Source organism: Dyella sp. 01N36 (genome assembly GCF_056399745.1).
In genome coordinates this window covers 58,162-78,426 of sequence record NZ_JBFTRY010000001.1, presented here as the reverse complement: position 1 = coordinate 78,426, position 20,265 = coordinate 58,162, and the positions used below count along the sequence as shown (strand labels likewise).

Here is a 20,265-nt window from a genome sequence, read left to right as displayed (position 1 = left end):
GCTCCCATGCGCGGACAACTTCGGCAATGGTCCACCTGGCTGATCATCAGTGCACTGCTGATGCGGGCGGGCTCGGCCTGGGCCGCACAGCCGCAGATTGCGATCATCACGGCACTTGATGGGCCGCAGATGACGCTGGATCAGAACACGGTGCGCAACGTGTATCTGAAGAAGATCTTTGTGGACGGCAAGGGGCAGCGGCTGACGCCGGTCAATTTCCCCAGCCGCGCGCCGATGCGCGTAGCGTTCTCGCGCGCGCTGCTGCACATGGACGACACCCAGCTGCAGGACTACTGGGATCGGCAATACTTCCAGGGTGTCAGTCCGCCTTACGTGCTCGCCTCGGCCGATGCCGTGGTCCGTTTTGTGGCGACCACGCCGGGTGCGATTGGTTACGTGGAACCCTGCCAGGCAGATGCCAGCGTGCGCGTCGTGCTCACCATCACCCTGCCGGCGCACCAGGCCGAAGATCTTCCGATCTGTCCGGAACATCCTGCGCCCTGAGTCACCCGGCCGCCGCGCCAATCATTGCAGACAAACTTTGCACTCTGCAGGATGCCGCGCGCTCGCTGGATCCTGCCCGGTGTGCTCTTTCATCGAATCATCAGCCACTTGCAGCGGTGGCACGAAAATCGCACCGCAGCACTGTCCGGCTGCGAGCTACCAGATCCTTTGTCTTCTCTGTGTCAACTTCTTGCACCCTTCTTAGGGCATGATGCGGTTGGCGGTAGTTGCGCGGATCTCGGCATGAGCCCGGAGCGGAATTCACCTCATGCCTCCTTCATGCCTACCGGTGCCGCTTGAACGAAACCAAGACACTCCATTGCAACGAGCCGCTGCCTCGCAAAGGCATCTTTCGCATCCTGGTCTGCCGCCCCAATCATCGTCTTGGCAATACCATCCTGCTCACGCCGCTGATCGCGGAGCTTGAGCGGCACTTCAAGGGCGCGGAGATCGACGTGATCTCCGAGGGAGACATCGCCGAAGAAATCTTCGCGACGTTCTTCAGCGTCCGCAACGTCTATTGCCTGCCCAGGCGCGGATTCAAGCACCCGCTGCCCTTCCTGCACCTGCTGCATCGCGTGCGCCGTACCCGCTATGACCTGATCATCGACCCTTGCCTGGGCTCGGGCTTCAGTCGCGCCGTCACCCGCCTGCTCCAGGGAACGTACAAGCTGGGCTTCAGCGACACTCCCCTGCGCGCAGGTCTCACCCACGCTGCGCCGACCAGTATCGCAATGCAGCATATGGCCAAACGCCCGATCAACCTGCTGCGCTGGGCGCTGGGCCGCAGCCAGGGCGAGGAGCCTGGCTATCCGCCATTGGATATCCGATTGACGGATGTCGAGCGGGCCCACGGACGCCATGTGATTGGCGAACTGCTGGCCGTGTCGCGCCAGACCAGTTCGCCCCCGGTGGTCGGCGTGTTCGCCAATGCAACGGGCGCCAAGCGTTACCCGATGGAGTGGTGGCGCGAGTTCATCGACACCTTCAAGACGCTGTGTCCGGCAGCGAGCATGCTCGAGCTGATCCCCATGCACGGCCATTCCATGCTGGGCGCCGAATGGCCGGGCTATTACTCCTCCGACATTCGCCGCATGGGCGCGGTCATGGCAGGCATGGACCTGATGATCACGGCCGATTGTGGCGTGATGCATCTGGCCGTGGCATCGCGTGTGGCCACGGTCGGCATGTTCTGCGTCACCGATGCCTCGGTGTATGCCCCTTACGGAAAGGGCAACTGCTCCCTGCCCACGCAAGGGCTTTCCGCACGCGAAGTCGCTTGCCGCGTAGTAGCGGCGCACCCGGATTTGCTGGGGCGTCCCGTGTTCGGGTCGTCACCGGGGGACGTGTCAGCCACGGCGAGCGAAGACCTGTTCCTCGAGCGGGCATGGGCACCATGACGGAACCACTACGCACGCCTGGCGAGCCTTCTGCAGAGCGTGCCGACGTGATGTCCCCGCATCAACCCAGGTCGGGATACGCACCCAGCGATGCTCCGGCGACGGCCTGGTCACGCGATCGACTGGAGCGCTGGCTGTTGATGTTGGGTGCTTTGCTGCTGCTCGCGGCGGGCATCGGCCTGCGCGGACCCACTCCATCGGATGAGCCCCGTTTCGCACTGGTGGCGCATCAAATGGTGGCGTCGGGAAACTGGCTGATTCCGCATCGCGGCAGCGACTGGTATTCGGACAAGCCACCGCTGTTCATGGCCATGCAAGCGCTGTCGTATACGCTCACGGGCAACTGGTGGGTGGCATTTTTGCTGCCTTCGTTGCTGAGCGCCCTGGGTACGCTGTGGCTGGTGTACGACCTGGCGCGCCGGCTATGGGGGCATCGAGCCGGCATGTTCGCCGGCCTGGCCCTGCTGTGCACGGTGCAATTCGTATTCCAGGCCAAGCGCGGACAGATCGATCCGACCGTCACGTTTTTCATCACGCTCGCCAATGTGGGTCTGCTGCGGCATCTGCTGCTGGGCCCGGACTGGCGCGCATTCTGGCTCGGCTGCTTTGCCGCGGGCCTGGGCGTCATCACCAAGGGTGTCGGCTTTCTTGCCTTGATGATGTTCTTGCCGTGGGCCTTTGCCGCGCGGCGTCGCTGGCTCTGGATGCCTGGCTTTCGTGGCCAAGTCGGGCACTGGATGGGCGGCCTGCTGGCTTTCGCCTTGGCCATCGCGCTGTGGATGGTGCCTTTGCTTTTCTATGTGCACGCAGACGACAGCGACGTCGCGCGCAGCTATCTGCACGATATCTTCTTCAACCAGACCCTCCATCGCTACGTGCATCCCTGGAACAGCTTCCAGCCGCCGTGGTTCTATCTCACGGTGATCATCACCTCGTGGCTGCCGCTCAGCCTTGCCTTGCCCGCACTGGCGCCGGCATGGATGGAACGGCTGCGCGCGCGCGATGCACGCATCCTGCTGCCGCTGGCGTGGATCGTCATGGTCATCGTGTTCTTCAGCCTGACGCGGGCCAAGCGCGACGTCTACATCATGCCGGCGCTGCCGATGCTGGCACTTTGCGCTGGCCCGTATCTGGAAGATGTGCTGCGCAAACGCTGGCTGTCGTTCGTCGCCATCGGGTTTCTGCTCCTGCTCGGCGGTGCCGCCTTGGGTATCGGCGTAGCTGCGCTTGGCCTTCATCCTGCGGCGACCGCACGTTTCATCGCTGCGCGCCAATTGGGCGAGCAAGCCTCGCTGTGGTGGAGCATGTGCATCGTCCTGGGCGCATGGCTGTTGCTGCAGGCGGCGATCTTTCGCCCTCGTCGCGCCGGTGTTGCCATGCTCGCCGGCATGGCCGGCGTATGGGCGATCTGGGGTCTCGGCATGGCACCCATGCTGGCGCGCGCCAGCTCCCCGGCGACATTGGCCAATCGCGTCGAGCAGACCATTGGTCCACAAGCCGAGCTCGCCCTGGTCGCCTGGAAAGAAGAACTGCCGCTTGCCTTTGCGCGACCGCTCACCGATTTCGGCTTTGTCGTGCCCTGGCATCAGCAGCTGGCGTCGGCGATACGCTGGCAGGCCCAGGCGCCGGAACGGCGCTGGGTGCTGGTACTGGCGGACGTGATGGGGCCATGCATCCTCCGCTCGGCAACCGTGGATGCAGGCATCACCAGCGGGCGCGACTGGCGACTGTTTCGCAGCGACGCGGTGGCTGCTGCGTGCCGGCAAGGCCAGGTGCCCACGGGCGCCGTCGAGGACTGGGGCGGCATCGACAGTCACCGTTGATGCACCTGCCTCCCGTCCTTGTGCCACCACGCTCCCGAGTCGCCCGTGAATTTTCCAGACACCCACGCACCTCGCACCACGTTGCCTATTCGCCTGGCGTCCTGCCTGCCCTGGGCATGGCTACCGTTGTGGATCGTGGCGGCGCTTATCGCGATTTTTCAGCACGGCCCCATGCCCATGTATTCCACCCGCACCTTGTCGGTGGCGTGGGAGATGTGGACGCACCACAGCGTGCTCGTTCCTTACCTCAACGGTCTGCCCTATAGCGATAAGCCGCCTTTGCTGCTGTGGCTGATCCAGTTGGGCTGGGTGATCGGCGGCGTCGGTGATGTGTGGCCGCGTCTGCTCGAAGTGGCGCTCGGCGCACTGCAGCTGGTGCTGGCGTGGCGGCTGGCGCGCCGACTGTTTCCACGGACTGCGCTGGTTGCACACGGCACGGCATGGATCGTGCTCGCGCTTACCTATGGCTTCCTGTTTGGCCTGCAGGTGATGTACGAGGTCCTGTTGGCCGACTGCGTACTGGCGGCCCTGCTTTGCCTTGCACCCTCGGTGCATGGCGAACCTCCGCGTCTGGGCAGGTTTGCCCTGGCGCTCAGCCTCGGCTTGTTGACCAAGGGACCGGTCATGCTGCTGCATGTCGGGCTGCCCTGGCTGCTGGCTCCCTTGTGGAGCGAATACGCACGGCGGGATGCGCGGCGGTGGTATGTACGAGGAGGCGCCGCCTGCCTGGCGGCGTGCGGGGTGCTGCTGACGTGGGCCTTATTGGCTGCGTGGAGTGGCGGCGAGGTCTATCGACACACGCTGCTGGTACATCAGACTGCCGGTCGCGTTGTCGACGCCTTTGCTCATGCGCAACCGTTCTGGTGGTACCTGCCCTTGCTGCCGGTGCTGCTGTTTCCGTTCGCGCTATGGCCGCGCATCTGGTTGGCGCTGGCTAGCTGGCGTCGCCCGCTTGAGCCCGGCCTGCGGTTTTTGCTTGCATGGCTCGGCTCTGTTTTTCTGGCGTTCTCGTTGATCAGCGGCAAGCAGGCGTACTACCTGCTGCCTGAGTTTGCCGGATTTGCCGTGCTGATCGCGGCATCGCTGGCCCGCCTGTCCTTGCGCGAGGCGCGGCCTGGCCGCTGGTGGTCGCCATGGCCGTTGGCGCTGCTATTGGCGATGGCTGGCGCCATCTTGATCACCATGGACGGGCTGGTTGCCCATGGGCACCTCGTTGATCCGATGTTTGCAACGCTGTCCACGCATAGTCGCCCGTTCGGCGTGCTGTACCTGCTGCTGGCGTTGGTGCTTGCCGTGCCGCGACGAGGAGAACTGTACCGCGTGGCCGGCGTAGGCCTGCTCGCCGTGGTGACAGCCAACGGGCTTTTCAGCATGACGCTATGGCCCGCTTACGACTTCGCCCCCGTGGCCCGCCTGCTTGCTACTGCCCAGCAGCAGGGGCGAGCGGTTGCCAACTTCGAATCGAACGACGGGCAGTACACTTTCCTTGGACGTCTGACCCAGCCGGTCGCATCGGTGCATAGTCTCCACGCACTAGGAGAGTGGGCGCACCAACACCCCGAAGGCCTGGTGATCATCTATCCCAGGCGCCTGAGCGACGCTGATCGCGCACACGCCATCTATATCCAACCGTTCCGCGGCATATCGCTGGCCGTATGGCCCGCAGACGCCCTCGCGCAGGCGCTTCCTCAAGAAAACCTGTGACGCGATGCGCGCGATCCAGCGCGCGCTCCTACCTTTTTTGCAAACGAAAATTGCAGGGTGCAGGTTTTGCATGCTGCTGGCGGTGCGCTATCAGCGTCCAAATGGACGCTCGCTCAGCCACTTAGTGGCGTGGCATGAAATTGGCAAATGGATAAGCAGACATTCGCCAACGCAGAGCTTCATCCATGCCCGCAACGGCCGGTACGTTTCTCGATCGGTTTCCCATCACGCCATGTCTTAGCCAGTCACCTTCCTCTGCCAGCGAGTGCCTGAGCCAACAAGGCGGCAACGCATGGAACGTTGCCTGCCAACGTCCACCAAATTTCGTTTGCACAAGGGAGGCGACCAGGGCATCGCTGACCGGTTGTCACGCATGAACAGCAGCCTGAGTGTGTCGGTTGAATCTATGCGAGCGGCCGCGCGCATCCACACCAGTGCTCTGGCATGGGTGTTGCTGCTTGGCCTGTTGCTTGGTTTTGGCTTCCAGGGCTCTCGTGGCTTGTGGAGCCCCGACGAGGGGCGCTACGTGGGCGTTGCATTGCAGATGATGGACTCGGGCAACTATCTCGCCCCCGCCTATAGTCCTGCTTCGCTCAATTTCTCCAAGCCGCCGCTGACGTATTGGGCAATTGCCGCGTCGCTTCGGCTATTGGGCCGCAATGCGTGGGCGGCGCGCCTGCCTTATGCCCTCGCCTACCTGGCGACGCTGGCCTTGCTGTTCGCCATGGGCAAGCGCACCAGCCCGGGCAAACCCTGGCTTCCATCGCTGGTCTATGCGACCAGCCTGTTCACGTTTTTCAGTTCCAACATCATCAGCACGGATGTGCTGCTGACGCTGACTGAGGGCCTGGCGGTGCTCGGCTTCATCTTGCACCGATGGCCTGAGAGCGACGACGAACGACGTTACGGATTGGTCGTGATGTGGCTCGGTTTTGGTCTGGCCTTCTTGACCAAGGGACCTCCGGGCCTGCTCCCCCTGCTTTCGGTCATCGCCTTCGCTGCGATCTGCGGCGGTGGACGTGCCGTCGTTCGACTGTTTCACCCGGCCGGCCTGGTGATCTTTGTGCTGGTGGGATTCACCTGGTATGCCGTGGTCATTCTTCGTTATCCCGGCCTGCTCCACTATTTTCTTCACCAGGAAGTGTACGGCCGCATCTTCACCGCCATGCACAAACGCCATGCGGGAGCCTTTGGATGGGCTGTGGCATTTCTTCCCGTGCTCGTGCTCGGAACCATCCCCTGGTGGCGCGGCCTTGCGCTGTCGATCCGCGACATGGTCAAGCCCGCCCAGTGGATCCGGTGGCGCAAGGAGCAATCGATTGAGCTGCTTCTTGTGCTCTGGTTTGCGCTTCCCTTCGTCATCTTCTGTCTCGCGCAGTCGCGCCTGCCGCTCTATCTGCTGCCGCTGTTTCTTCCTCTTGCCCTGCTCACGGCATCGCGCATGGAGCGCACCTTCGATTTAGGCAGCCAGCGGACCATCGCCTTGCTGGCCACATGGATCGTGCTTCTGCTCGCGACCAAGGCCATCGCGGCCTACGGCTACAGAACGAACGTCGACAACCGCCAGGCAGCAAAACAGATTGCGGCAACGATGGGCGCAGCCGATTACCGTGCGCTGCTTTTTTTGGAAGAGGCCACGGACACCTATGCCGTGGAAGAACAAACCCTCTGGGGCCTGAGGTTCTATCTCAACCGGCCGGTCTACGGCATCTGGTGGCGCAGCCCCGACGTGGGCACTCAGCTCTGCGCCGCGGCCAAGGCACAGGGAACGTCCTTGCTGCTGGTCGATCGCGACATCCCTGCCGCCAATGCGCAGGCGCTGTTGAACAGCTGCGGCGCCTCCGTCGTGTCCGCCGGCGCGTGGCGAAACAACCTGCTGTTTCTCGTACACGGTGTTCCGAAGTGACCGGAGGGCGTATGTCCATTCGACGACTCGCAGCCTTGGTCCTCGTGCTTGCCTGCAGCCCCAGCTGGGCGGGCAGCGGCATCCTGGGTCTTGATCACCCTGTGACCTATGACAACAGCGGCATCTGGAAGCGCAGCAATCAGCAAATCCTGTTCTATGGAACCATCGCCACCGTGGGCGCGGGAGCGCTCTGGTTTGGCGATGACAACAAACTCGGCGACACCTTCTGGCGATCGGTCGATTCCGTGGCGATCACCGCTGTCAGCACGCAGGCGCTCAAGTGGACCTTCCAGCGCGAGCGCCCGTCGGAAACCAATAACCCAAACAAGTGGTTCCAGGGCCTGCACGCCGAGAGCTTTCCCAGTGGCGAGGTGGCAACCATATCTGCCGCCGTTACGCCATTCATCGTCAACTATGGCAGCGACCATCCCGCGGTCTACCTGCTTGCCCTCCTGCCCGCGTACGACGCGGTGGCTCGCGTTAAAACGCATGGGCACTGGCAGAGCGACGTGCTGATAGGCGCGGCCATCGGAACGGGCATCGGGATATGGGCCACGCATCGCGATTCGCCCTGGATTCTTTCGCTGCTACCCGGCGGATTTCAGGTTGGCTATGTCCATCACTTCGATTAGAAGAGAACCCGTGTTATTCCACAGAGAGGCGGAAAATTTACGCCCCCGCAGCATTTCGATGTAGCGCTTTTACGCCCGCAGGACCCAGCATGCCTCATCCGCTCCGAGGAGCGCCGAAAAGCACCATGCTGTGAGCATTGTGATCGTCCATGGGCCGCACACGTCCGGCCACTCGCTTCCCCAGGAACTGCAACAACAACTTCAGCAACAAGCCGGCGCGGCGGGATGCACGCTGGAGCTTCGAGGATGCAAGGACCTGAGCCACTTTGTCGGTCAGGTGTGCGCTGCCGGCACCGACAGCACCGAGTTTGTACTGCTCGATCCAGGTGACCTGGCATCAGAAGTACGTGAGCACCCCGAGGCCGGCCTGGCTGACGCGTTAGACCATCTGGGCGCGCCGTATATCGAAGTTCACGAAGAGATTGATGCCGAGCTGCAACACGACGCCGGCTTTCACAAAGCTCCGCTCGCCACCGTCATCATCAACGGCAACATCGGCAGCGGTTACCGCATAGGCCTCAGCATCGCCTTGCGGCAATTGCGCGAAGGCCTGCGCGGCGACGATCAGAGGGGAGTCAACCGTTACCCTCTTCCGCAAGCAAGCATCGCTTGATGGCGTTCCATAGGCCTCCGACGTTGAAAGCCAAACCAGCCACCCGTCGAAGCCGGGCGGCTGCATGGGCTTGCGTTGGCGTGCTGCGCGGAGGCTTTCTTAGCGCTGCTTGATCAGGCTATGCACCGCCAGCGGGCCACCGAACTGTTGCAGCAGGCCACCCTCTTCGAGACGGCCCAGGGTGATCGGGCTGAACCCGAGCGTGGTGACCAGCGCGGCGACCTGTTCGTTGGCGTCCGCATGATTGCCTGAGACGAAGATGGTGCGATGGCCGTCGCCCACGCGCGGCTCGTCGGCGAGCACCGCGGCCGGCAGTGTATTGAAGGCCTTGACCACCTTGGCGCCCTTGAACTTCGTCGCCACGACCTGGCTGGAGGGCTTGCCGCCAAGGTCCAGCGGTTTGAACGCTGGGAACTCGATGGCATTGGTGGCGTCGACCACGATCTTTCCGGTCCAGTCGCTGCGCAACTTCGCCACTTCCTCCACTGCCCCGAACGGGACTGCGAGGATGATGACTTCCGCGTTCAATGCCTCGCCCGTTTCCTTCGTGCTTACCGAAGGAGCGAAGGCTTTCACTTCCTCTTCCAGCGACGCCGGTCCGCGACGATTGCTGATGACGGCCGGAATCTTGTTGCGGGAAAACTGTTTGGCGAGGGCGCCGCCGATGGCGCCTGATCCGATGATGGCGTAGCTCATGAGATATCTCCTGGTGGACGATAACTGGGATGGATGCGATGTATCAGCGCGACTTGCTGTCAAGACTGATCGGGCCTGCGCCATGGACGGTCAGCAGCAGGAAGGCGCCGGCAATCGACACGTTCTTCATGAACATGATCATCTGGATCTGATCGGCGAGGTGGTTGTGGAACAGGATGGCCGTGAGCACGGTGAAACCGGCCATCAGCACCGACACGATGCGGGTCTTCCAGCCGAGGATGATGGCCAGCGAACCGAGTACTTCGGTGGCGATCACCAGCGGAAGCACGGCGCCGGGCACGCCAACCGAAGCCATATAGCCCGCGGTGGCCGCGTAGGCACCCATCTTGCCGATGCCGGAAAGCAGGAACAGAGCCACGATCAGTACGCGGCCGAGCAGTTCAGCGCTGCTCTTGATGGTGAAGACAGAGGTATCTTGCGTGTTGCCTATCGATGAGGCGTAGCGAGCAGTTTCAACTTGAGTGTTCATGGTGATGTCTCTCGTTAAGTGGGTTGCTTGATTGGCCACCGGCTGGGTGGTCGGTTCGGATGGCGCCAGGCGGGGAGTGACAGCCTTCATGCGACCTCGTCTGCGATGGACAAAGGCTAGGCCTTGCCCATGCATCTGAATAGCCTATATATTTCGATGCAAACTATCGTTCTGGACGATATATGCTCGACGCCGTCACACTGGACCAGCTGCGCACCTTCATTGCCGCTGCCGAGGAAGGCAGTTTTTCGGCGGCCGGGCGAAAGTTGCGGCGCGCGCAATCGGTGGTGAGCCAGACCCTGCTCAATCTCGAGGCGCAATTGGGCGTCACGCTGTTCGATCGCAGCGAGCGTTATCCCAAACTCACCGAAGCGGGCGCGGCACTACTCACCGAGGCGCGCGGCGTGGCCGATCAAATGGATGGCTTCAAGGCGCGCGCTCGCTCGATGAAGGAAGGGCTGGAGCCCGAGCTTTCCGTCGCGGTCGACGTGATGTATCCGATGGATGGGCTCACCCGCGCTGCCGGCTATTGCCGCGAGTTTTTCCCCAACACGCCGTTGCGTGTCTACGTGGAAGCACTGGGCGGCGTGATCCGCCCCGTGATGGATGGCACGTGCCGCATCGGCATCGTGGGCTCGCTGCCGGTGATACCCGATGAGCTGGCCTCGGAGCCGCTGATCGACCTGCCCTTTATCACCGTGGTCTCGCCATCGCATCCACTGGCCAGGCACAAAGGCAGCATCAGCAAGAAGCTCATCGAGAAACAGATCCAGCTGGTGCTGACCGATCGCACGCCGCTATCGGATGGCCGGAGCTTCGGCGTGCTCTCGCCACTCACCTGGCGCCTGGCCGACCTGGGTGCGAAGCACGCGTTCTTGAATGCCGGCCTGGGTTGGGGGCATATGCCCCTGCACATGGTCAAGAAAGATCTGGACGCCGGCAACCTGGTCAGGATCAAGGTGGAGGGAATCGCCAAAGACACGTTTCTCCCCATGCATATCGTCTATCGCAAGGACGCCCTTCCCGGCCCCACCGGACGTGCCTTCATCTCGCAGTTGCGCTGCTGACGGCCAGGCTCGTCAGCAGCACAACCCTGAGCGCCCGAAAGCGCATCAACTCCGCCGCACCGGCAAGAACCGGCTGTTGCGCAGCAATCCCGCCGAGATCAGCGACACCAGAACGCCGACCGGGAAGATTTCCACGAAGGTCATCGGCAGGCGGTACATCGGGTTCGCGTACTGGATCTTGAAAGCCTCCATGTCGGCGCTCAGCTTGGCCAGCGCCTCGGCGCTGGCGCCCTTGGCCTTTTCGCTGGCGATGATCGCCTGCGCATAGGACGTGGCGAAATCCATATGGGTCATCGCCTGTACCCCTTCCCAAGCGATCACGTAGAAGATGCCTGCGATGAAGCTGATGCCCAGGCCGACGCCGAGTGCCGGCCAGAAGCCGATCACCCCGCCCCTGTCCACGTCACGATGCCGCTTGATCCCGACGAACACTGCGCTGAGCGCGATCAGCATCGTCGTATAGCCGATCAGCATGCCGTACTTCATGGGCGGCATGCCGGAGAACGCGATGAAGGTGACGAATTCGAAGCCGCCGACGATCACGCCGGCGATCACGCCGTACTTAAGGATGGTCCGTAACAAGGTCTGCTCCCCGCTGATGAATGGTGTCGCTATTGACTGCATTCGGGAGCCGGCCGGCAATCGCCCGAATGGGTGATTTGGACGATTTCATCCGAAATAACAAAGCGTCAGGGCACGATACCCAGCTCGCGTGCCCGGCGGATCGCCTCGGTACGCCGCTTCGCGCCCAGTTTCTCGAACAGTCGCGCGACGTGCGTCTTGACCGTGTTCGGCGACACATGAAGGCGCGCGGCGATCTCCTTGTTGGAATGGCCGGCGGCAAGTTCATGCAGCACTTCCAGCTCACGCCCGCTAAGACCCAGCGCCGCCTGCGCCTTCGGGTTGCCGTCAAAGTCGGGGGCCGCCGGCGTCGCAAAGACCCGCACGCCCAGGAAGATGCCAAGCACCAGGAAGGCCGCCGCGACCAGGAACAGATAGATATCACCCGAATGCATCCGCGCCAGGCGCTGGTAGTCGAGCCACTGCAGGGCAACGGTTCCCGCCGCCAGCAGCGCCCCATAGCCGACCACCCGCTTCCACATCACCGCCGCCTCCACTTTCCCCTTGGAGTCGGATCTTAACGCTGGCCGGGGGTTCTGGTGCTTGCCGAAGGGCTGCCGCATCGTCACAAAAAAAGGCCGGGCCCGAGGGCCCGGCTAGGGAAACGCAACATCGGATGACTTGAGCCAAACCCGCACCGCGCCTTGCCGTCCTCGGCACGGCGGCGTCGAACTAGAACTCCTGGCTCAGCCGTATGCCGATCGTGCGCGGCGGCGTCATGACGGTATAGACCTGGCCATTGGGGTACGCCGGCACCACGTCGTGGGCGGCGCAGACGGCCTCCGCGCATTCGGTGTAGCGGTACAGCTGCCCCCGTTTGTCGAACATGTTGTTGATGTAGATATCCAGCGACAGACCGTGCTTCTTGATGCCGGCGGTAAAGTCCACCGTCGTGTACGCAGGCAGATTGCCCACCAGGCCTCGTTCCAGGATGCGCAGATCCGAGGTGCGCTCGCCCACGTGCACCACAGCTCCCTGCACGAAGGCCTCCATGCCGGCAACGTCGAAGGCATAACGCGCAATCAAATTGCCCTTGAACTTCGGCGTCACCGGCAACTGCGTGCCCTTGGGAGCCTGCGGCCCGGTCACTGTGTCACCCGTGAGCGGATTGACGGTACCCGCGGGGCAGTAGGTGATCGGCGTGCCGCTGGTGTCGGTGAAGCCGCAGTAGTTTTCCGTCAACTTGGCGTTGTACAGGGCGATGCCCATGCCGATGGTGAGGTTATAGGTGGCCGCCCAGTTCAGGTCAGACTCCAGGCCATCGATCTGGGCCTGGCCTGCGTTCTTGATTTCGGTCAGACCGTTGGCGCCCAGGATGCTGAACTGGAAGTCCTTCCACTTTTCGCGGAACACCGCGCCGTTGAACGACAGACGGTTGTCGAACCAGGTCGTCTTCCAGCCCAATTCGTAGTTCGTCAGATAGTCCGACTTGTACGGCGGCAGGCTGCCTCGGCGATTGATGCCGCCGGGACGGAAGCCTTCCGACCAGGTGCCGTAAATCATCTGCTCGGGCGTGATCTGCCAGGTCAGGTTGGCCTTGCCGAGCGAGCCCGATTCGTTGGTGCTCTTGAAGAAGTCCGAACAAGGTGCGCCGTGATAGGGCTCCTGCGTCACGCAGCCGGCTTCACCGTAGCTCGATGAGGGTGAGTAGCCGGAACTGAAGCCGTAGAAGCCTTGCAGGCTGTTGTCCGTCTTGAAGTAGCGGCCACCGATCGTGCCGGTCAAGGTCTCCGGGATGAAGTCGTAGGACAGCTCGCCGAACACCGCCTTGTCGCGGTCATTGCGTTGCTGCTCGGTCAGCCACAGCGTATTGGGCCAGCCCGGCACCGCCAGCGAATCGGCCAGGCCATTGATCATGTAGGCCTGTTCGATGTCGTGCACCTGCTTTTCCCAGAACAGGCCGCCCACCACGCGCAGGCGGTCTTCCTTGGGCGAGGCGATGCGCAGCTCGTGGCTGTTCATCGTGTAGTGATCCTTGCCCTGGATGAACTGCGACGGATTGATCAGCTTGCCGCTGTTGTCGTAGATGTAGGCGCCATAGCCGGCCAGGGTGTCGTACCAGAACGAGTAGTCACTGTAGTCGCTGTACTCTTCCTGGTTGCGCTTGAGGCGGCCATAGGCATAGGTCAGGTCGAAGTTGCCGATCTTGCCTTCCACCGTCAACGCCGCCTGTATCCAGCGGTCATTGGTCTTTTCGGGATAGAAGTGCGTGAGCGCCAGGCTGCCGACCTGCGGATCGGAGGCCACGTTGCCGTTGGCGATCGTCTGCTGCCCCATCAGCGTCGGGCTGATCGACCACTCGTCGTTGAGGTTGATCTTCAACGCCGCACGCGCGCCGCTGGTGTCGACGTCGTTGTAGTTCTTCTTGGCAGCGCCGGTACAGACCAGCTCCGGCGTCGAGCAGCCCTTGGCATTGCTGACGGTGATGCCGGACGTGGGAAACGTGCGCTCGCCAACGACGTTGTCGATGTAGCCCGCATCGTGCTCGTGCCAGCCCACCAGGCGGATCGCCGTGCTCGGCGACAGCGGGATGTTGACCATGCCGTCGGCCTCGTAGCCGATGCCGCCATGATCGACCGAGTCCATGCCGACGCTGTAGCTGGCGGCAAAGGCACTCGGGTCGGGCTTGTTGGTGATGATGCGCAACGCACCCGCTTCCGCGCTGGCACCGTAAAGCGTGCCCTGCGGACCCGACAGCGATTCGACGCGCGCGATATCGTACATATGGATATCGAGCGGCCCCTGGATCGTGGTGACCGGCTGTTCGTCGAGATAGACGCCCACGCTTGGCAAGGAGCCGGAGTGGTTGCCGTCGCCGCCGCTGGCCACGCCACGCATATAGATCAGCGCAAAACCCGGTCCGAAGGTTTGATACGAAACGCTGGGCAGGTACTTCACATAGTCGTCGAAACTCTTGACGTGCAGTTCCTGCAGCTGCTCTCCGCCCAGCACGTCGATGCTGATGGGTACCTTCTGCAGATTTTCCTCGCGCTTCTGAGCGGTCACCGTCACCGTGCCCAGCGTCTTGGGCTTGGCTGGAGCGGCGGGCGCCGCGGCGGGACTCTGGTTCGGGTTTTGATTCTGCTGGCTGTTGTCTTGCGCAAACACGGATGGCGCTACGGCAAGGCAGATCGCCGCGGCAAGCGGCAACCGGGCTAGTCGCACCCTCTCTGTTCGTATTGGCTGTCTCGGCCTGACCCTATGCATCGACTTACCCTCCCCGGTAGTGACGACGATCTACTTGCTATAGGACTCCCCATGCCGGCGGCTCGGGATAACACCCGAGCACCGGTCCCAACGCCTGTTCCAGCGGTTCCAGCCAGGGGGCGTAATGCCGCCAGTGATCCACGCCTTCGCGGTAGATCGGCCGACGCACCTGCTCCGAACTGGCCGTACGCACCGGCCGCTCGTTCTGGAAGAAGCGCAGACACGATTCCTCGAACGGCAGGCCACAATGGTCGAGCAGACGCCGAACCTCCCCTTCGGTGTCCTCGACCATGTGTTCATAGATGACGCGATGGATGCGCCCGGGCAGCACCCGGTCGAAATGCGACATCAGCGCCACGTAGTCGCGGTAGTAGCGACCCAGGTCCTCAAGGCTGTAGCTGAAGCTCTGTCCGCGCGCAAAGTGCTGTTTGAAGCCCGAGAAACAACAGGCCAGGGGATGCCGGCGCGCATCGATGATCTTCGCATTCGGCAGCATCAGGTGGATCAGGCCGATATGCATGAAGTTGTTGGGCATCTTGTCGATGAACAACGGCGCCGACGTCTTGCGCTGGATGCGCGTGTGTTCGAGATAGCGTTCGCCCAGTTCGTGCAGCGCGTTCGCGTCGAGCGCAGCCAGCGTTTCGTGGTACGGCATTTCACTGGCGGCGTGCGCCTGCTCGCGCAGGCTGCGGGTGATCGAGGTGACTTCCGGCAGCTCCATGGTGCCCTCCACCATGCTGTGGCTGGACAGGATCTGCTCGATCAGGGTGGAGCCGGCGCGCGGAAGGCCAACGATGAAGATCGGATCGCCGGACGCATGGCCGCAGCCGGCGCGCGCGGCAAAGAACTCGCTGGTGTAGCGTTCGCGGATGTGCTCGACGCGCGCTGCGGTTTCATCGGCGCGGTAGTTGAGCTGTGCGTGCCGTATTGCGTTGCCTTGCGCGTAATGACTGAACGATGCCTCGTACTCGCCGCCGTCTTCCAGCGCCTTGCCGATGGCAAATTCCAGGTGCAGGCGATCGTCTTCGCCAAGGTCGGCGCGAGCCAGCTGCCGGCGCATGACGGTAAGGTCGTCAGCGCTGAAGCGGAAGGTCTTGAGGTTGGCCAGGCTCCACCAGATTTCGCCAAACGAAGGTTGCAGCGCCACGCCGCGACGATAGGCTTCGATGGCGCGCGCGGTGTGCCCTGCCGTCTTCAGAGCATGGCCGTAGCTCATCCACACGCTGGGATGACGCGGATCGCGCGCCACCAGGTCGCCATAGATGCCGATGGCCGGCTCGTAATCGCCGATGCGGCACAGCACCGCCGCCTTGAGGTTGAGGTGGCCGAGGTTGTTCGGTTCAACAGCGAGAAGCTGTTCGACTTCCGCCAGCGCGCGCTCCGGCTGGTTGCCCCGATGCAGGACCAGCGCGTAGTTCTGGCGCGCCGCATGGAAACTGGGCGCCAGTTCCAGGCAACGCGCGAGCAGATGCTGCGCGTCTTCGAGCCGCCCCAGGCGCGCGGCGACTTCCGCGAGCATGCGGATCGCTGCCACATCGGTCGGCGCCTGTTTCAGATGTTCGCGCAACAGCGCCTCGGCATCCGGTATGCGGTTTTCAACCAGGGCGGTGGCGGCCGACAGCAAGCGCGGATCGCGCGTCGAGCAGCGTACGTGCTGGGCGTAAGCCGCATCGGCCTGCGCGTGCTCGCCAGCGGCCATCAGGACATCGCCCAGCGCACGCCACGCTTGCGGCAGCTCGGGCTTCAACACCGTCGCCAGGCGCAGCGCCGTCATGGCCTCCTGTCCCTGCCCGCTACGGCCCAGGGCAATGCCCAGGTCGAGCTGCGCGTACGCCCAGTTGGGCTGCGTGCGCACCAGCTCCTGAAGCACGTCGATGGCGCCCTGCATGTCGCCTTGCGCCGCGCGCGCCCCTGCGAGCAGGCGCATGGCCACCGGCTGGTTCTCGACGACTTTGAGGATTTCGGTCGCCTGCTCGGCGGCCATCGACGGGTGGCTCTCCAGCAGGCGCGCAGCGTGCGCCAGCGCCTGCTCCAGGGTGCCGCTGGCGTCGCGCGCCGTCATCGTGCGCGCGTCCAGGGCAGCATGGACAGGGTGATGGCGGTCGGCATAAGGCGGCAGACGCTTCTCATAGGTCCTTGAGCAACCGATAGTTGAACTCTAACGACTGAGTGTAGGAATTGACCAGAATGCGTTCGTCCTGTCCGTGCGAGCGGTCATCGTCCACGTCATAAGGCAAGCCGTTGAACACATACGACGGCATGCCCGCTGCGCGCAGAAATACACTATCGGAAGCGCCGGCCGACATCATCGGCGACACCGGCACCGTACCCCACAGCGATTTCGCCACGCTTGCGATCTGCGCAAACAACGCCGCGTCCACCGGACTGGGCGGACTGGGCTGAGGTGCTGCGACGCGGCTGATGTCGATGCCGTTATCTGCCACGGCATTTTTAAGCATGACGTCGACCTGGTCCGGATCCTCGTCCGGCAGCAGGCGACAGTTGATGGTGGCGCGGGCCATCTGCGGCAACGCGTTCTCCGCATGGCCGCCTTGCAGCAAGGTGGGCACGCAGGTGCTGCGTAGCTGTGCGTTGTTATAAGGCGAGGACGCCGCAAGCCGGATCAGCGCCGCCGGATCGGAGGGCTGCTTGCCGACCGCCCGCATATCGGCGGCGGTCTTGCCCGAGTAGAAGCTCGCCAGTTCGCTGTAATAGCCACGCGTGGCGGAGTTGGTGCGCAACGGAAACTGCAGCGACGAAAGGCGGTCCAGCCCTTTGGCGAGCCGATAGATCGCATTGTCGGAGGTCGGCAGCGAGCTATGGCCACCGGGATTGCGTACGGTAAGCGTGTAGCTGAGGAAGACCTTCTCGGCCGTCTCGACCGAAAGCACCGCTGGCTTGCCGCCGCGGATCTCCGGGCCTGCGCCATCGACATTGATCGAATAGGCCGAACGGATCAGCTCCGGCCGATGGGCCAGCAGCCACTGCACGCCATTGGATACGCCATCCTCTTCGCCAGCGGTCAGCGCGAGGATGTAGTCGCCCTTGGGCTTGTAGCCTTCGCGGTGCAGGCGCAGCAAGGCGGTGACCAACCCTGCCCCGCCGCCTTTGATGTCCATCGTCCCGCGACCGTAGAAATAACCGTCGCGCTCGGTCAGTGCGAAAGGGTCGACGTGCCAGTCTTCGCGTCGTGCTTCGACCACGTCGAGATGGGCGAGCAGCAGGACCGGCTCGCGCTCGCCGCGGCCATGCAGGCGCACCACCAGATTGCGTCGCTTGGGATCGTCACCCACTACCTGCACATCCGCCGGTGCAAATCCCGCGGCGATGAAGCGCTTGGCCAGGCGATCTGCCGCCACCGTGGTGCTGCCGTGCTCGGAGGTGGTGTCGGTAGTGATCAGCTCGTTGAGCAGCTCTCGGCCCAAAGCGTTCTGCGCGTCGACTGCGATATCGCCCGCCCTGCCCATTGCAGGCAAGCTGAGTGCTGCGAACAGTATGCTGGTCAAAACACGATTCATGCCCGCTCCATCGCGAGGGCCAAGCCCTGGCCCACGCCCACGCAAAGACTGACCAGTGCACGGCGCTGGCCGTGGCGACGCAAGGCAAGCGCAGCGCTCATCGCCAGGCGCGCACCGCTGGCTCCTAGCGGATGGCCCAGCGAGATGGCGCCGCCGTTCGCATTGAGCTGTGCCGCATCGTCAGGCAGGCCGAGTGCACGCGCACATGCCAGCACCTGCGCCGCGAACGCTTCATTGATCTCGATGCGATCGAAGTCGGACAAGGCCAGGCCGGAACGCGCAAGCAGCTTGTTGATCGCCGGCACCGGACCCATGCCCATCACGCGCGGCTCCACGCCGGCCGACGCCATGCCGGTGATGCGCGCGAGCGGATCGAGGCCGTACTTGCGCACGGCTTGTTCGGAGGCGAGCAGAACGGCCGCGGCGCCATCGTTGAGACCGGAAGCATTGCCGGCCGTGATGCTGGTGCCCGTGCCAAGCAAGGGCTTGAGCGCGGCCAGCTGTTCGCAGGTCGAGCCGGGGCGCGGTTGCTCGTCGGCATCGACGGTGACGGCCTGCTTGCCGGATGCCGTTTCGACCGCGGTGATTTCTTCGGCGAGCCAACCCTGCTGCCGCGCCTGTTCCGCGCGCTGCTGGCTGCGCCACGCGTAGGCATCCTGGTCGGCGCGATCGATACCATGTTCGCGCGCGAGGTTCTCCGCCGTCTGCGTCATGGAATCGACGCCGTAGCTTTCCCGCATGCGTGGATTGACCAGACGCCAGCCCAGCGTGGTGTCTTCGAGTTGCTGGTCGCGGGCCAATGCGCCCTGGGCCTTGGCCATCACGTAGGGCGCGCGCGACATGCTTTCCACGCCACCGGCGATGACAAGCTCGGCCTCACCGCCGGCAATCGCCCTTGCAGCCTGGCCGATCGCTTCCAGTCCCGATGCACACAGGCGGTTCACCGTGACGGCGGGCACGCTTGCGGGCAGTCCGCTCAACAGCGAGGCCATGCGCGCGACGTTGCGGTTGTCCTCGCCCGATTGATTGGCGCAGCCCAGGATCACTTCGTCCACTGCCGCCCAATCCAGTCTGGCGTGACGCGCCATCAAGGCCGCGATGGGCAAGGCCGCCAGGTCGTCGGCACGCACGCTGGACAACGCGCCGCCATGCCGTCCAAACGGCGTGCGGGTCGCGTCGACCAGAAAAGCGCTATGCATAGGCCCTCGTCAAGGCCATATGCGGTTGCCAGTTGCCGCGCTGGATGGCGTATTCGACCGAGCGCTGGGCATCCTGCAAGGCGGGCAGGATCATTTTCACCGCACGCGCGGGCGTGTTGTCGCTATAGGGCATGCCCACGTTCAGCGCGGCCACCACGCGGCCGTCGGCAGCGTGAATTGGCACGGCGATCGAACACAGGCCCAGCTCCAGCTCGCGTGCCACGATCGAATAACCCTGTTCGCGTACGCGCTTTATCTCGGCCTTGAGCGCCGTCATGGTGTGCAAGGTATAGGGCGTGATCGCCTGGAACTTCTGCTCGCGCATCCAGACCGTCAGCTCGGCGTCTGGCAGGTCGGCCAGTACGACACGCCCCAGCGAGGTGGCGTAAGCCGGCAAGCGCGCGCCGACACCCAGCGCGACGCTCATCACGCGCCGCACCGGCACACGCAGCACATAGACGATGTCGCTGCCATCGAGCACGGCCAGCGAACAGGATTCGCCTACCCGCTCCGACAGCAAGGCCAGCGTTTCTTGCGCCAGCTCGGTCAGGTCCAGCGATGACAGGTAGCTGTAGCCCAGCTCCAGCACACGGGGCAACAAAAAGAAGCTGCGGCCACGACTGCCCACATAGCCCAGATGCTGCAGCGTCAACAGCAGGCGGCGCGCTACTGCGCGCGACAAACCGGCGCGTTCGGCCACCTGGGAAAGACTGGGACTGGCCATGTCGTGACTGAAGGCGCGCAGCACTTGCAGGCCGCGGGCCAGCGATTGCACGTAGTCAGCACTGTCCTCGAACGGTTCCGATGCCATAGGTCGCAAGTGTCCATTGACAGGTCGAGCGTAGAAGGATTCCAATGAGTTCGCAATACGAATTTACGTTCGGT

17 protein-coding genes are annotated in these 20,265 nt (G+C 63.5%); 8 read left to right on the top strand and 9 right to left on the bottom strand.

Going from position 1 to position 20,265, the window contains the following annotated elements; all coding sequences use genetic code 11:
* Positions 1-6: 6 nt before the first annotated feature.
* The 7 genes from AC1DMG_RS00350 to AC1DMG_RS00320 all read left to right on the top strand — a co-directional run bounded on the left by AC1DMG_RS00350 (position 7) and on the right by AC1DMG_RS00320 (position 8,582).
* Positions 7-504 carry a hypothetical protein gene (locus AC1DMG_RS00350; protein ID WP_441603817.1) on the top strand — a complete coding sequence of 166 codons (498 nt, stop codon included), beginning with the start codon at positions 7-9 and terminating at the stop codon, positions 502-504.
* 296 nt (positions 505-800) lie between these two features.
* Positions 801-1,904: a glycosyltransferase family 9 protein gene (locus AC1DMG_RS00345; RefSeq protein WP_477180058.1), complete on the top strand. Its 1,104-nt coding sequence runs from the start codon at positions 801-803 to the stop codon at positions 1,902-1,904.
* A complete protein-coding gene (locus tag AC1DMG_RS00340) occupies positions 1,901-3,727 on the top strand; it encodes an ArnT family glycosyltransferase (RefSeq protein ID WP_477180057.1) in 1,827 nt (608 codons plus the stop codon). The genes AC1DMG_RS00345 and AC1DMG_RS00340 overlap by 4 nt, the downstream gene beginning before the upstream one ends.
* Before the next feature lie 45 nt (positions 3,728-3,772).
* Positions 3,773-5,431 carry an ArnT family glycosyltransferase gene (locus tag AC1DMG_RS00335; protein ID WP_477180056.1) on the top strand — a complete coding sequence of 553 codons (1,659 nt, stop codon included), beginning with the start codon at positions 3,773-3,775 and terminating at the stop codon, positions 5,429-5,431.
* A gap of 373 nt (positions 5,432-5,804) precedes the next feature.
* On the top strand, positions 5,805-7,337 hold the full coding sequence (locus AC1DMG_RS00330) for an ArnT family glycosyltransferase (RefSeq protein WP_477178927.1): 1,533 nt from the start codon (positions 5,805-5,807) through the stop codon (positions 7,335-7,337).
* Between the two features lie 11 nt (positions 7,338-7,348).
* Positions 7,349-7,969, top strand: coding sequence for a phosphatase PAP2 family protein (locus AC1DMG_RS00325; RefSeq protein WP_477175509.1), 621 nt, complete (start codon positions 7,349-7,351; stop codon positions 7,967-7,969).
* Positions 7,970-8,099: 130 nt separating this feature from the next.
* Positions 8,100-8,582, top strand: coding sequence for a type II 3-dehydroquinate dehydratase (locus AC1DMG_RS00320; protein ID WP_441602153.1), 483 nt, complete (start codon positions 8,100-8,102; stop codon positions 8,580-8,582).
* A 99-nt stretch (positions 8,583-8,681) separates the two neighbouring features.
* On the opposite strand, the gene AC1DMG_RS00315 is transcribed toward AC1DMG_RS00320, so the two are convergent.
* Both AC1DMG_RS00315 and AC1DMG_RS00310 read right to left on the bottom strand, forming a co-directional pair.
* Positions 8,682-9,278 carry an NADPH-dependent F420 reductase gene (locus tag AC1DMG_RS00315; protein WP_477175510.1) on the bottom strand — a complete coding sequence of 199 codons (597 nt, stop codon included), beginning with the start codon at positions 9,276-9,278 and terminating at the stop codon, positions 8,682-8,684.
* 43 nt (positions 9,279-9,321) lie between these two features.
* On the bottom strand, positions 9,322-9,768 hold the full coding sequence (locus tag AC1DMG_RS00310) for a DoxX family protein (RefSeq protein WP_477175511.1): 447 nt from the start codon (positions 9,766-9,768) through the stop codon (positions 9,322-9,324).
* Positions 9,769-9,950: 182 nt separating this feature from the next.
* Here AC1DMG_RS00310 and AC1DMG_RS00305 point away from each other — a divergent pair, with 182 nt between their 5' ends.
* The gene (locus AC1DMG_RS00305) at positions 9,951-10,835 is read left to right on the top strand and encodes a LysR family transcriptional regulator (protein WP_441602156.1); all 885 of its coding nucleotides are present in this window, start codon (positions 9,951-9,953) and stop codon (positions 10,833-10,835) included.
* Between the two features lie 45 nt (positions 10,836-10,880).
* On the opposite strand, the gene AC1DMG_RS00300 is transcribed toward AC1DMG_RS00305, so the two are convergent.
* From AC1DMG_RS00300 to AC1DMG_RS00270, 7 genes are all read right to left on the bottom strand, one after another.
* Complete coding sequence (locus AC1DMG_RS00300) at positions 10,881-11,390, bottom strand: DUF4199 domain-containing protein (RefSeq protein ID WP_477175512.1); 510 nt, start codon at positions 11,388-11,390, stop codon at positions 10,881-10,883.
* A gap of 134 nt (positions 11,391-11,524) precedes the next feature.
* Positions 11,525-11,938: a helix-turn-helix transcriptional regulator gene (locus tag AC1DMG_RS00295; protein ID WP_441602158.1), complete on the bottom strand. Its 414-nt coding sequence runs from the start codon at positions 11,936-11,938 to the stop codon at positions 11,525-11,527.
* 190 nt (positions 11,939-12,128) lie between these two features.
* Positions 12,129-14,663, bottom strand: a complete 2,535-nt coding sequence (locus tag AC1DMG_RS00290; protein WP_477175513.1) for a TonB-dependent receptor — start codon at positions 14,661-14,663, stop codon at positions 12,129-12,131.
* A gap of 37 nt (positions 14,664-14,700) precedes the next feature.
* Complete coding sequence (locus tag AC1DMG_RS00285; RefSeq protein ID WP_477175514.1) at positions 14,701-16,725, bottom strand: tetratricopeptide repeat-containing sulfotransferase family protein; 2,025 nt, start codon at positions 16,723-16,725, stop codon at positions 14,701-14,703.
* Between the two features lie 64 nt (positions 16,726-16,789).
* Positions 16,790-18,181 (bottom strand): M20/M25/M40 family metallo-hydrolase, encoded by a 1,392-nt coding sequence (locus AC1DMG_RS00280; RefSeq protein WP_477175515.1) that lies wholly within the window; start codon positions 18,179-18,181, stop codon positions 16,790-16,792.
* Positions 18,178-19,380, bottom strand: coding sequence for a 3-oxoadipyl-CoA thiolase (gene pcaF / locus AC1DMG_RS00275; RefSeq protein WP_477175516.1), 1,203 nt, complete (start codon positions 19,378-19,380; stop codon positions 18,178-18,180). The genes AC1DMG_RS00280 and pcaF overlap by 4 nt, the downstream gene beginning before the upstream one ends.
* Entirely contained in the window at positions 19,373-20,191 is an 819-nt protein-coding gene (locus AC1DMG_RS00270; protein ID WP_477175517.1) for an IclR family transcriptional regulator domain-containing protein, read from the bottom strand. Before AC1DMG_RS00270 ends, pcaF begins: the two co-directional genes overlap by 8 nt.
* Positions 20,192-20,265: the final 74 nt, after the last annotated feature.